At 62.7% G+C, this 13663-nt stretch carries 8 protein-coding genes; 4 read left to right on the forward strand and 4 right to left on the reverse strand.

Annotation, left to right across the window (positions count from 1 at the left end):
- Window positions 1-6 precede the first annotated feature (6 nt).
- The 4 genes from VXJ35_RS09950 to VXJ35_RS09965 form a co-directional block, all read right to left on the reverse strand.
- Window positions 7-1314: a TolC family protein gene (locus tag VXJ35_RS09950; protein WP_064021421.1), complete on the reverse strand. Its 1308-nt coding sequence runs from the start codon at window positions 1312-1314 to the stop codon at window positions 7-9.
- The gene (locus tag VXJ35_RS09955; RefSeq protein ID WP_064021422.1) at window positions 1311-4418 is read right to left on the reverse strand and encodes an efflux RND transporter permease subunit; all 3108 of its coding nucleotides are present in this window, start codon (window positions 4416-4418) and stop codon (window positions 1311-1313) included. Before VXJ35_RS09955 ends, VXJ35_RS09950 begins: the two co-directional genes overlap by 4 nt.
- Window positions 4419-4428: 10 nt before the next feature.
- Window positions 4429-5520 (reverse strand): efflux RND transporter periplasmic adaptor subunit, encoded by a 1092-nt coding sequence (locus VXJ35_RS09960; protein WP_064023454.1) that lies wholly within the window; start codon window positions 5518-5520, stop codon window positions 4429-4431.
- Window positions 5521-5690: 170 nt separating this feature from the next.
- Window positions 5691-8408 carry a cation-transporting P-type ATPase gene (locus tag VXJ35_RS09965; RefSeq protein WP_064021423.1) on the reverse strand — a complete coding sequence of 906 codons (2718 nt, stop codon included), beginning with the start codon at window positions 8406-8408 and terminating at the stop codon, window positions 5691-5693.
- 168 nt (window positions 8409-8576) lie between these two features.
- Here VXJ35_RS09965 and VXJ35_RS09970 point away from each other — a divergent pair, with 168 nt between their 5' ends.
- The 4 genes from VXJ35_RS09970 (at window position 8577) to VXJ35_RS09985 (ending at window position 13625) form a co-directional block, all read left to right on the forward strand.
- Entirely contained in the window at window positions 8577-9776 is a 1200-nt protein-coding gene (locus tag VXJ35_RS09970; RefSeq protein WP_231914887.1) for a hypothetical protein, read from the forward strand.
- A gap of 42 nt (window positions 9777-9818) precedes the next feature.
- Window positions 9819-10778, forward strand: a complete 960-nt coding sequence (locus VXJ35_RS09975; protein WP_054762799.1) for a magnesium and cobalt transport protein CorA — start codon at window positions 9819-9821, stop codon at window positions 10776-10778.
- Between the two features lie 126 nt (window positions 10779-10904).
- Window positions 10905-12410, forward strand: a complete 1506-nt coding sequence (locus tag VXJ35_RS09980; RefSeq protein ID WP_064021424.1) for a hypothetical protein — start codon at window positions 10905-10907, stop codon at window positions 12408-12410.
- Between the two features lie 396 nt (window positions 12411-12806).
- On the forward strand, window positions 12807-13625 hold the full coding sequence (locus tag VXJ35_RS09985) for a hypothetical protein (RefSeq protein ID WP_064021425.1): 819 nt from the start codon (window positions 12807-12809) through the stop codon (window positions 13623-13625).
- Window positions 13626-13663: the final 38 nt, after the last annotated feature.

Below are 13663 nucleotides of genomic sequence, written 5' to 3' on the forward strand. Positions count from 1 at the left end.
TCTTGCTTAACGCTCGGCTGCGGCTGCGGCCAGCAGCCCGGCGGTTTTTAACACGTCCAATTCGGCTTCGATTTCGGCCTGGATCAAATCCAGATGGGTGAGCTGAGTTTCGGTGCGGGAACGGGAGGCGTCGAGCAATTCCAGCAAACTGCTTTTGCCCAGGCGGTAGCTGGCTTCGCCCATCGCCTTCAGACCGTTCAATTTGCCGACCACCTCGTTTTCGAATTTGATTCGGGTAGCGCGGCGTTTGCCGAGTTGATCGACGGCGTTCTCCAACTCGCCGCGCATGCTGGCTCCCGACAATTCCCGCGCCAGCGTCGCCGCCCTTTTTTCGGCGTTGGCGCGGGCCATCCCGCCCTGGCCGCGGTCGAAAATCGGCAATTCGACCGATACGCCGGCGTAGCTGGCGTTGCCGTAGGGGTGGTCGGTAAACGCCGAACCGAGTTGCAAGGTCGGTACCGGCCAACGTTCGCGTTCCGCCCGTTCCACACCGGCGTCCGCGGCGGATTCGTTCAAACGGGCCGCTGCCAGTGCCGGATTCAGTTTGGCCGCTTCCGCCCACAGTCGTTCCAGGTCGGTCGAGACGTTCAGGTAATCCAATTTGCCTGCGGCTTGCGGTTTCCACTCCGGTAAACCCAGCAAAACGCCGAGCCGGCCGGCGTCGGCGGCCAGATCGTTGGCGACGGTTTCCAGCCGGGTTTGCAGCGCTTTATGTTCCAATTCCACCCGCAGCAAATCGTAGCGGCTGGCGTTGCCGGCCCGGTTGCGGCCGGAGACGATTTCCGCCAAATGGCCGAGATAATCCGTAGTTTCCTGCAACACGGCGCTACGGCGGCGGTCGGCCAATTGTTTGACGAACAAGCCCCATTCCTCGCGTAGCAATTCGGCGAATTCGGCCTCGATTGCCGCGGCGGCGGCGAGTTCGCTCTTGGCGGCCGCCTCGACGCGGGCGCCGCGCTGGCCGGCGATCAGTATCGGTAGTTCCAGCAGCACTTGTTGTTGGACCCGGCCGTCGTACATGGTGTTTTGCCGGGTCAGCAAATCGTTGCGGCCGTAACTCAGGCGCGGGTTCGGCAGTACCCCGGCGGACACGACTTCGGCTGCGGCGGCTTCTTGGCGTTGCGCCAGCGCAGCGAAGCGCGGGCTTTGCTCGCGGCTGATGGCGAGCAGTTGCGCCATCGTTACCCGCTCGGGCAGCGCTGAGCCGGGTTCGGCCTGCGCCGGCTTCGAATGCAATGCGGCGCAGAGCAGGCAAAGCAGGCCGAGCAGCAGGATCATCGCGATCGGTAGATGGGGATGGTAGGGTGGTTTCATTCGGCTTCCTCCGCCAGTTCGTCGGCTTCTTCCGGGGTGACCAGCCGCTGCGGAGTGATATAGGAATACACGACCGGCAGCACCAGCATCGCCACGAAAAAGGTAGTCAGCATGCCGCCGACGATGACTAGCGCGAACGGGCGTTGGGTTTCGCTGCCGATGCCGGCGGAAACGGCCATCGGCAACAAACCCAGCAACGCCAGCAGCGAGGCCATCAACACCGGGCGTAAGCGATCCGAGGCCCCGTCGACGATGGCGTCGGTTAGCGCCAAGCCGTTACGGCGGCGTTGCTCGGTGGCGCTGAGCACCAGCAACCCCATCAACGACACCTGGCCGAGCAGGGCGATAAAACCGATTGCGGCGCTGACCGACAGCGGGATGCCGGCGGCCAGCAACGCGAAGGCGCCGCCGGTCATCGCGAACGGGGCGCAGGCCAGAATCGCCAACGCGCTGCGCGCCGATTGCAGCGCGCCGTAGAGCAAACCGAACACGATCAGCACCGCGATCGGCACCACGACGCCGAGCTTGGCCATGGCCCGCTGCTGGTTTTCGAATTCGCCGCCCCAGACCAGAAACGCCGCTTCCGGCAGATCGATATTGCCTTCCACGGCCGCCATCGCATCGTGCACGACCGAACCCAAATCGCGGTTTTCCACGTTGAATTTCAGCGCCAGAAAACGGCGGTTGGCTTCGCGTTCGATCGAGGTACGGCCGCGTTCGGTCGGCAGCGATGCCACTTCGCGTAACGGAATCCGCGCGCCGTTAGCCGTCGGTAGCTGCAGATTGCCGATCTGCTCGCTGTCGCTGCGTTCGGCGCCGGGCAGGATAGTTCTAAGCGGAATTGGCCGTTCGTCCTGCCATAGTTCGGTGGCCACTTTACCGGCCAGCCCGGTTTCTATAGTGTCCTGAGCCGCGTCGACGCTGATGCCTTGCCGCGCCAGCGCGGAGCGGTCCAGTCTGATTTGCAGTTGCGGCACGATGGATTCGCGGTACAGGTCCAGATCGATGACGCCGGGCACGGCTTTCAAGCGGACCTTGGCTTGTTCCAACGCGCTGCGCATGGCTTCCAGATCGTTGCCGTAAATCTTCAATACCACTTTGCCGCGCACCCCGCTGACTGCTTCTTCGACGTTGTCCTTGATTGGCTGGGAGAAATTGAACCGCACGCCGGGGATGGCCGCCAGCGCTGCGCGCATCGCATCGACCAAGGTCTCCTTATCCAGGCCGGGCCGCCATAGCTCGCGCGGTTTCAGATGGACGAAGGTTTCGCTCATGTTGACGCCTTCGTTATCGGTGCCGTCTTCGGAGCGGCCTTGCTGGCTGAGTATGCTCTTGACTTCCGGGAACGCCAGCAGCCGTTGCCGCATGTCCAGCAGCACCTCCTGGCCCTTGGCCAACGCAATGCTGGCCGGCATTTCCACGAACACATGCACGTCGCCTTCGTCCAATTCCGGCAAAAATTCGCTGCCCAAACCTTGTCCGGCCACGGCGCCGGCCAGCAGCAAGCCGGCCGCGGCGGCCAACGCCAACGGGCGGCGCTGCAACGCCCAAGCCAGAGCGAGGCGGTAGACGCCGCGCAGGCTCGCCAAAAACCGCGGTTCGGCGATCATCGCGTGTTTGGGGCGAATCAGCATCGCGCACAGCGCCGGAACCAAGGTCAACGCAAACACCAGGCCGCCGGCCAAGGCGAAGCTGTAAGTCAGCGCCAGCGGCCGAAAAATGCGGCCTTCCACCTGCTCCAACGTAAATACCGGTAGCAGCGCGGCAATGATGATCAGCATGGCGTAGAACGTCGGCTTGGCCACGTCGAAGGCGGCGCCGACGATCAAATGCAACATGTCGCGGCGGTTTTTCGGCTGCCGGTGGTTGGCTTGGTGGATAACGTTTTCCACCAGCACCACGGCGCCGTCGAGGATGATGCCGAAATCGATCGCGCCCATCGATATCAGATTGGCCGGCAGGCCGAGCTGGTACAGGCCGATGAAGGCCACCAGCAGCGAGACCGGAATTACGCAGGCCACGATCAGCGAGCCGCGGATGCTGCGCAGGAACAGCCAGACCACGCCGGCCACCAGCAAAAAACCGTGCAGCAGGTTGCCGTAAACCGTGTGCAAAGTCTTGTCGACCAATTCGGTGCGATCCAGGAACGGCACCAATTTCATCCCGGCCGGCAATATGCGGTTGTTGAGTTCCTCGACTTTGGCGTGTATGCCGGCCAATACCCGCGATGGATTCTGGCCGCGGCGCAGCAGCACGATGCCTTCCACGGCCTCGCGCTCGCGGTCCAGGCCGACCGCGCCTTGGCGCGGCGTGTAGGCCTGTACCAGCCGGGCGATGTCGCCGACCGTAACCGGGGTGCCGCCCCGGCTTTTCAGCACGATTTGTTTGACGTCTTCGGCCGAACCGAGATAGCCGACGCTGCGAACGGCCATTTGCTGGTCGCCGTGGCGCAAAAAACCGGCGCCGACGTTGCGGTTGGCGCCGGCGATGGCCCGGTTGACTTCGTCCAATGTCAAACCGAACGAATCCAGACGCACCGGATCGATTTCGACGTGGTATTCCTTGTAATAACCACCGAAGGTCAACACGTCGGCCACGCCTGGCACTTGGCGCAACACCCTCGACACGTTCCATTCCATCTCCGAGCGCAGCTCGTACAGCGAATGGCGGTCGCTGGCGACGACGAATTTATAGATTTCGCCGAGCGGCGTGTAATCCGGCGCCAATACCGGTTTCACCGCGTCCGGCAGTTCGGCGCCGGTCAGGCGTTCGCCGACCAGGGTGCGGGAATGGAAGCTGTCGACGCCGTCGGCGAAGGTGATGGTCACCAGCGACAGGCCGAACAGGCTCTGGCTGCGCATTTTCAGCATGCCGGGAATACCGTTCAGCGCCCGTTCCAACGGGACCGTGACCTGGCGTTCTACTTCTTCCGGTGCGTAGCCCGGCATCAGGCTGATTACGCTGACCTGGGTGTTGGTGACGTCGGGGTAGGCTTCTATCGGCGTTTCCAGGTAGGCGCGGATGCCGAGCAGCGCCACGATGCAGGTCAATACCAGCGCGGCGATGCGGCGGTGGACGCAATATTCGATCAATAACTTCAGCATGCTGCGGCCGTTACAACAATAAAGAGGCTTCGCCGTCCAGCAGTAGCGCGCCGCCGACCACGACTCGCTCGCCGGCCGATAAGCCTCTCAGAATCGGCACCATGCCTTCGCGGGACTGGCCGACCTGGACCGGCCGCGCTTCGAAACGGTTGGCCGCGGTTTCGACGTAGACTACGGTTTCGCGGCCGTCCTTGATCAGAACCGCCGCGGTCGGCACCACGATTTGCGCCGGCGCCGAGGCTTCGATCAGGACGCGGGCGAACATGCCGGGCCGTAGCGCGATCTGGCGGTTGTCGGGCTCGATGAATACCGAGGCGCGGCGCAGTTCGGTCTCGATCGCCGCACTTTCGCCGACGACGTGGCCGACGATGGGCTCCGGCGACGAGGCCAGTTCGATGACGGCTTTGGCGTCTTTTTCGACCAGCAGCAAGTCTTTCTCGAATACGTCGGCTACCACCCACGCCGCCGAGGGTTCGCCCAAATCGAACAGCGGCGAACCCGAACCGACCGCGGCGCCGGTTGCAACGTGGGTTTTCAGGACCACGCTGTCCATCGGCGCCCGCACTACGACTTCCGCCGCGTTGCCGTCGCCGAGCAGCTTGACCAAATCGCGGCTACGTTCCAGTTCGGTTTGCGCCTGTTTGGCTTGGGTTTCCGCTGCGACGCGTTCGATTTCCAGACCGACGCCGGTGCGTTGCATTTCCAGTTGGCGGCGCAACTGGTCTTGCGCCCTGGCCAATTCGGCGGCGGCGCGGGAGTAGTCGGACCGCATCTGCGCTGCTTCGCCGCTGGCCAATACCGCCAGCGGCGTGCCGGCCTTGACCCGGTCGCCGATCTGTACCAGGACTTTGCCGATCCGGCCGGCGACGACGGTGCCGACGCTGGAGACGGCCTGGGCCCGAAATTCGACCCGCGCCGGTGCCGAAATCGTGCCGGCGTGGGTTTCCGGCCGGATTTCGCGGATCGTGATATAGGGCAGCGATTCCGGGCGTAACGAAACCGGCCGCTTGACGTCGGAGTCGGCCGGCGGCGTAGGTATTTTCGGCTCGGCTTCATGCCGGTCGCAGCCCAACGCCAACGCCAACGCAAGCGATAGGGCCATCGGGTAAATCAAGTCAATAACGCGCATTTGATGCCGGAACATGCCAATCGATATCCATCGCGGCATGCTACCGGTTCAAGCTTTCAATAACCTTTCAAAGCCGGCTTTTTCGAGTTTCGGTCGCCGCTAGCGCTGGCTCCGGTTGCGGCCGGGACGGCGGCGAGCGGTATTTAGCGGCCGGTTCGGACCCGGCCGGTTTTGCGCAGCCGGGCCGGTTCGGCCCGCAACGGAAACAATCTAAAGCGCCGCACCAGCCACTTGCGGCCTTCTTCCAAAGCCAGCATGCCCAGTGCGAAGGGCAGCGCGAACAGCCAGACTTCGCCGCCGATCGGCGCGGCGCCGAACAGGGCGTTGCCCCACGGCGTGTAGACAATCCCCAGAATCAAAGCGATTTCCAACAGGATGCCGGACAGGATCAGTTTGTTGTCCAGTAGCGCGGTGCCGAGCAGGCCGCGTTGGCGCTGTTTGCAGATAAAGACGTTGGCAATCTGCATCACGATGATCGCGCTGAGGCAGGCCGTCGTCGCCTGCAAATACAAGGGCTGGCGGCCGTGCAGGATTTGGCCGTATTCCCAGCCGCCGCGATCCAGCACGAAAAAGAACGCCGCCATCGCCGCGACCGCCTCCAATAGGCCCAGAAAGCCGTAGGCGCGGGCCAACAGCCGCCAGTCGATCAGGGTTTCTTTTTGCGAACGCGGCGGTTGCTCCATCACGGCCGAGTCGGGTTTTTCCGCACCCAGGCCCAATGCCGGCAGCATGTCGGTACCCAGATCGACCGCCAGGATTTGAATGATGGTCAACGGCAGCGGGATTTTGAACAGTACGAAAGCTAGGTAGGGCACTACTTCCGGAATGTTCGAGGTCAGGATGTAAGTCAGGAATTTGCGGATGTTGTCGAATACGGCGCGGCCTTCCTCGATTGCGGCGACGATGCTGGCAAAGTTGTCGTCCAGCAAAATCATGTCGGCCGCTTCCTTGGCAACGTCGGTGCCGGCCTTGCCCATCGCGATGCCGATGTCGGCCTTTTTCAAGGCCGGCGCATCGTTGACGCCGTCGCCGGTGACGGCGACGACATGCTGCTTGCGTTGCAGGGCGGCGACGATTTGCATTTTCTGGTCGGCGCCGACCCGGGCGAAAATGATCTCTGGCGCATCCAGCGCCACTTGCAGTTGGCTGGGCGTCAGCTTTTTCAATTTGTCGCCGACGATGACCTGGGGATGCTCGCTGCGCACCAGGCCGATTTGGCGGGCGATCGCGATCGCGGTGTGCGGGTGGTCGCCGGTCACCATAACGACTTTGATGCCGGCCCGGTAGCATTGGCCGATGGCGGCGGCGACTTCCGGCCGCGGCGGGTCTTCCAGGCCGACCAGTCCGGCCAGGATCAGGCTTTGTTCCGGATCGTCCGGCAGTTGTTCCGGCAACGGCCGATAGGCCAGCGCCAATACCCGCAACCCCTGGTCGGCCATGGTTTGCAGCGCTTTCGCCAACTGTTGGCGGTGGCCGTCGTCCAGCGTCTCGATCCGGTTACCGGCGGCGATCTGCCGGCACAGCGGCAGCACCATTTCCAATGCGCCCTTGCAAAACAGCATGGTGCCGACCGGCGTGTCGTGCAGCGTGGACATGCGCTTGCGGTCGGTATCGAACGGCACTTCGCCGATCTTCGGATAGTCGATGCGCATGCCCTGGGCGTGCGCCATGTCGGCCAACGCGATTTCCATCGGATCGCCGAGCGGGGCGCTACCTTCGATGCGCTTCAGGTTGTGGCACAGCGCGGCACAGGCCAGAAACGCCGCGTGCTGTTGCAGGCTGTGGCGGTCCAATTGCTCCGGGCCGCAATGGCGGCCGTCCAGAAACAGTTGCTTGACCGCCATCCGGTTCTCGGTCAGCGTGCCGGTCTTGTCGGTGCAAATCACCGTGGTCGAACCCAGGGTCTCCACCGACGGCAGGTTGCGGATCAGCGCGTTGCGTTTGGCCATGCGTTGCGTCGCCATCGCCAACGATAAGGTCACGGTCGGCAATAGGCCCTCCGGCACGTTGGCCACGATCAGGCCGATGGCGAAGATGAAGTTTTCCCAAAACGTCAGGCCGATGGCCTGGCCGATGAAGAAGAATGCGACGCCCAGCGCCAGTGCCAACAGGGCGACGAAGCGGCTCAAGCGGGCGATTTGCTTTTGCAGCGGCGATTGGCTTTTTACCGTGGTTTTCAGGGTATGGGCGATTTTGCCGAACTCGGTGTGCATGCCGGTGGCGAACACCACGGCCTTGCCTTCGCCGGCCACCACCGAGGTGCCGGCCAGCAGGATGTTGCGGCTTTGGCCGATGTCTTCGGCGGCGGACGGCTGGGCGTCGCGGCCTTTCGGCAACGATTCGCCGGTGATGGTGGCGTTGTTGACCCGTAGCGCAAACGCTTCCACCAAACGGCAGTCGGCGGGGACGTTATCGCCTTCCTGCAATACCAGCAGGTCGCCGGGCGCCAGTTCGTCGGCGTAGACCAGGCTCAGTTCGCCGTCGCGGATGACTTTGACCTGGTGCGGCAGCAGTTTTTGCAATGCGGCGATGGCTTGTTCGGCCTGGCGCCGCTGCCAGAACGAAAAACAACCGTTGATGGCGATGACGCCCAGAATCGCGTAAGCCAAGGTCTGCATGCCTTCGCCGGGTTGCTGCGCTTCGGCGAAGAAGGCCAAGCCGGCCGCCAGCCACAGGATTAACGCGAAAAAATGCAGAAACTCCCGGGCAAACAGCAGCAGCGCCGAGGTCTTGTGGGTTTCTTCGATGCGGTTGAAGCCGAATTCGCGCAGGCGGCCTTCGATCATGGCGTCGTCGAGGCCGTTCATACTCGACCCCAAGCTTTCCAGCGCTTCGGCGGCGGTCAAATGGTGGATTTTCATCGGTCGGCGGCAAGCGGCAGTGGCGGACGGCAACAGTGTAAACCTAAATTTTTCCGCTGGGGACGAGCCCGAGCGCTGAGGCTACCCGAGGCATCCGGAAAAATGCGATTGTGTTTTCGCCGGCTCCGCGTGCAAACTTATCCGGTTTTTGCCGACCAGTTTGCAACGATGCCTAATTTTTTCGATCACCTACCCGCCTTGCGGCGCTTGCCGGCCGCCCTCGGCATCGCCGCGCCGTTATTGTTGGCCGGTTGCTTGTCGCCGTTGGCGCTGGACCGGGCGGTGGTCGAGTACGACAAAGCCACGGCCGATACCCTGTCGCGGCAGTTGTTGCTCAACATCGCCCGCGCCCACCAGCATCAGCCGCTGCATTTCACCGGAGTTTCCAACATCGCCGCGACCTTTAATTTTCAACTGAATGCCGGGGCAACGCCGGCGGCCACCGGCGAAAACGGTTCGTTGTTGACGCCGGTGTTCGGCGGCACCGTCTCGGAAAATCCGACCATCAGCATCGTGCCGATCGAGGGCGAGGAATTCACCAAGCGCATGCTGACGCCGTTTCCGGAGAGCAGGTTGACGATGCTGTTGCGCCAGGGCGTCGACGTGGATTTGCTGTTGCGTTTGCTGGCCGGCGAACTGCGGCTGGCCGGCGGCGGGCAAAACGGCATCTATTCGAATCGGCCGGCCGACGCCGCCGGCTACCGGGCGTTTCGCCAGGCGGTGCTGCATTTGTCGTCGATCCAGGACCGGCACCAACTGTTCGCCGAACCGCTGATGTTCGAACGCGAGTGGTTGTTGCCGGCCGCTGCCGTGGCGGCGGAACATTTGGCCGAGCTGGAAAAAGACTACACCGTAGACTTGCTGCCGCAATCCGGACAAGTGAGGCTGAAGAAACGGGTGGTGGGGCGTATCGTGCTGACCAACTACGACCCGGCGCAATTGAGCAACGCCGAGCGGCAGCGGCTGCACGAGGAGGCCGGGCAGGGCGCCGACAACGATGTCGGCGTCGACATCCGCGCCGGTTATCCGGGCGGCGAATGGCCGTTGCACGGCGTATTTCGCCTGCGCAGTTTCCACAATGTGCTGAATTTCATCGGCCAAGGCCTGGGCGACGAACCCGAGTTTGCGGTGGACAAGCACCCGGCGACGCCGGAGGTGCGCGAGAATCCGGTGCGGACCCTGGCGTTGGAGATGGATGGAGACGGCGGCGAGCTCAGCGTCGAGTTCGGCGGGCACAATTACGCATTGCCGGCGGAAACCGGCTACCAGTGGAACCGCGAGGGTTTCCGCCTGCTGTGCCAAATCTTTCAGATGACGGTCGCCAATTTGAACCAGCAAGGCGCGCCGGCCATTACCATAGCCAAATAGGCGGAGAATCTTTTGAACCAGGCCATCGATAATTCCAAGGTCATGCGTTGCGTGGCTTATCAGAAAGGCGTCGGTATCGGCGACGTCACCATCGCAGACATCAGCGAAGTGCTGCTGAAGGAGGATACCTTCGTCTGGTTGGGGCTGCGCGAGGCCGATAGCAAGATATTGCGGGCGATCCAAATCGAGTTCGGCCTGCACGACTTGGCGATCGAGGATGCCTGTTCGGCCCACCAGCGGCCGAAAATCGAGGAATACGGCGATTCGCTGTTCATCGTGTTGCAGACCGCGCAATTGGTGGACGATAGCGTCGCATTCGGCGAAACCCATTTGTTCGTCGGTCCCCGGTTTTTGGTGACGGTGCGCCACGGTGCCTCGCACAGTCTGGCCCGGGTCCGTGAACGCTGCCAGGCTATGCCGCAGTTGCTGGCCAAGGGCTCGGGGTTTGCGTTGTATTCGATCATGGATTTCATCGTCGACAACTACATGCCGGTCATCAACGGCCTGCAGGAACGTTTCGACGTGCTGGAGTCGGCCATCTTCCAAAACCGGCCCAGCCGGCAGACCATGGAAGGCTTGTACGAACTGAAGCGCGAGTTGCTGTTGCTGGAAGGAGCGATCAATCCGGTGATCGATATTTGCAACGAGTTGATGCGTTTCCACGGCGGCTTGATCCACAAAGACGTGCGCTTTTATTTTCGCGACGTCGCCGACCATATCAAGCGGGTGGATCGGGCGATCCAGGGCATGCGCGAAATGCTGCTGGCGGCGATGCAAGTGCATCTGACCTTCGAAACGGTGCGCCAAAACGAAGTGGTCAAGCGCTTGGCCGGCTGGGGCGCGATTCTGGCGATTCCGACCATGGTATTCAGTTGGTACGGCATGAACTTCCGCCACATGCCGGAATTGGAGTGGATGTTCAGCTATCCGCTGGTGCTGGCCGGCGTGGCGGTTGGCAGCCTGGGGCTTTATTGGCGGCTGAAGCGGTCCGGCTGGTTGTAGCCGCATGGCCGGCGATTTTTGGACTATAGTAGCTTGGCCGGTAAGCGGATGCGGTTGGCGCGTTAGAGTCGCCGGACCGAAATAACGCCCGCCGCCGGCTTGGCGCACTTGGAACGGGAGGTTGCGATGAAGGCGACGAGTTGGCTGGGTTTGGGCATTGCCGGCCTGAGCTGTGGGATGGCGCAAGCCGATTACCGGGACGACATCGGTTACCGGCAATTGCAGCAGTTGTTGGGAAGTGGCGTGCCGACTGGGGCCGGCGTCAATGTGGTGCTCGCCGAAGCCTCGACGGTCACTGAGGCCGACACGCTACGCTACCCCCGTTACGCGCCCGACACCGGTCAAAGCCGCTTCGCCGGCAAAACCTTCAGTTATCCGGGGCCGCAAGCCAGTACCGGCATATCCGACCATGCCACCGGGGTTGCCGCCGCATTTTTCGCTAACGATTCCATCGCGCCCGGTATTGCCAACATTGCCGTTTACAACGCCGACGACTGGTTGAGCGGTTTGGTCGCCGCCGCGACCGGAGCCTCGGCCGCGGGCAGCCGCATTGCCAACCATAGCTGGATCGGCAGGGCCGACAGCGAAACGGCAGCCGATATCGGCGCCTATCTGCGCTTGGTGGACCGCGTCGTGCAGCGTTACGAATTCATCCAGGTGGTCGGCATGGACAATGGGCCGAGCAACTCGCCGCTATTGGGCAGCGCCTACAACACGATTGCGGTCGGCCGTAGCGACGGCGGCCACGACCGAGGCTCGGACCCGGTCGACAGCGTTTACGGCGCCGGCCGCAGCCGGCCCGATCTGGTAGCGCCGCGCACCACCACCAGCGGGGCCACGCCGCTGGTCGCGGCGGCGGCGGCCTTGTTGGTCGAAACCGGCCACAGCGGCGCCGGCCAGTTATCCAAAGCCGGGCAAGCGATAGCCGGTATCGGCCAGGTCTACAACGCCGAGCGGGCCGAAACGGTCAAGGCGGCGTTGATGGCCGGAGCGCAGCGGGAAACCAACAATACCGCCGGCTCCGCCAATATTGCCGATTACCGCAGCGCCGGCCACCAAACCGCAAACGGCTTGGACGACCGCTTCGGTGCCGGCCAGCTCGACGTGTTCGGCAGTTATCGGATTATCGCCGGCGGCGAGCAGGACAGCGTCGAGGACGGCGGCAGCGCGGTATTGGCAGAGGCGGGATTCGATTTCGATCAGGCCTTCGGCGGCCTGGGTTCGAACCGGACCGCCAGCTACCGAATCAGCGCACTCAGCGATCTGCAGTTGGCGGCATCTTTGGTTTGGAATATCGGCGTCAGCGACGACAGCAGCTTGGCCACGGTTTTCTACGACCTGGATCTGGAATTGTTCGATACCACGTTGCAACGTACCGTCGGTTTATCGAACAGTCGAGCCGACAACAGCGAAAACCTGTGGTTGGCCTTGCGCGGCGGCCACGATTACCAACTGCGCGTGGTTGCCGCCACTAGCGCCGATTTTGTCTGGGATTACGCGCTGGCTTGGCGAATGGAACCGCTGACCGCGGCGCCGGTACCGTTGCCGGCATCGGCCTTGTTGTTTTCCGCCGCGCTGCTCGGGTTTGCGGTATCGGCCCGCGGCGGCCGGCAGGGCGCCAGCCGGGTTTAGCCGCGCGGGCAAGGACAGACCGGCGCCGCCGAGCGCAGCCGGACCGCTCCCGCGGCGAAAGGGCGCCGCTTAAACCGGCCGCGCCTGCGCCGGGCCTGGAAACTAAAACTGCGGCAAATGCCATAGTACCTAAGTCATATCACCTATCTATTACGCGGTTTTTGTCGAGTCAGTTTGCGCGTAGCCGTCGGTAAATCCTCAGTTATTCATTTTGGTATGTGATTTGCATCACGCTGATCGGTTCGGCTACGAGCCAACGATGGACAGGGGCGGGTCGAGCCGGAATCAGGGATGCCGCCGCCAGTCCGGGCCGAACACACTGGAAGATGCAAAAGTGCGGTTTCGCGAAACCGGGGATTTCGCGCGCCGCCACGACAATAATTACGAGGAATTCGAATGAAATTCGCAAAAAAATCCGTTGCCAAACTGTTGACCGGCGCGGCTTTGGCGTTAACCGCCACCCACGCCAGCGCGTTCAGCTTGGCGACGATGACCGCCAATGGCCAGATCGCCAACGTGACTCCCGGATCTTCTTACAGCCACAACGATACCGTTGCCGCCAAAGCCTGGGCCGACGGCGGCGGTCCGGCCGGTTCCGGCTGGGGCCATACCTCGGATTGGTACCAATTCCAAGTCACCAGCGCGACCGACGTTAAAATCGTGGTCAGCGCCAATAACGCCAACGCCTTGTTGCACCCCGGCTTTTCGATCTGGTCGGTCAACGGCCCGGTCGACCATTCCAGCGGCGCTCACCGTTACAGCCAGGTCAGCGGCCCGGAAGCCAGCGGCGGCGCCCATAAAAACCAATGGATGAACGGTCTGGGCGCAGGTACGCCGCCGGCGGCTTCGACTCAAGTCACCGGTTTCGTCGGTTATTCGAACGGTAACAGCAATGCGGCGGACAGCAATTTTACCAACGGCGCCGGCTATGCGGTCGGAACCGGCAGCGCCGGGTCCAGCCGCGGCAGCAGCGGCGGCCTGGATTGGGCGGCTCTGGATTTGGCGAATTTGGCGCCGGGTTACTACATCATGGCCGTCGGCGGCAGTTGCTATAGCCAAACCAATTGCGGCACCGGCAACGGTTCCGGCGGCTGGCTGGCCGGTTCGTATAACGTGCAAATCAATGCGGTCCCGGTTCCGGGCGCGGTTTGGTTGTTCGGTAGTGCAATGCTCGGCATGCTGGGCATGAAACGGCGCCAAGCCGTGGCGGCTTAATATCGCCGTCAATTAACGTTAACGGTCAAACCGCCCAA

Source organism: Methylomonas sp. DH-1, assembly GCF_046097555.1.
Classification (GTDB): Bacteria; Pseudomonadota; Gammaproteobacteria; order Methylococcales; family Methylomonadaceae; genus Methylomonas; species Methylomonas koyamae.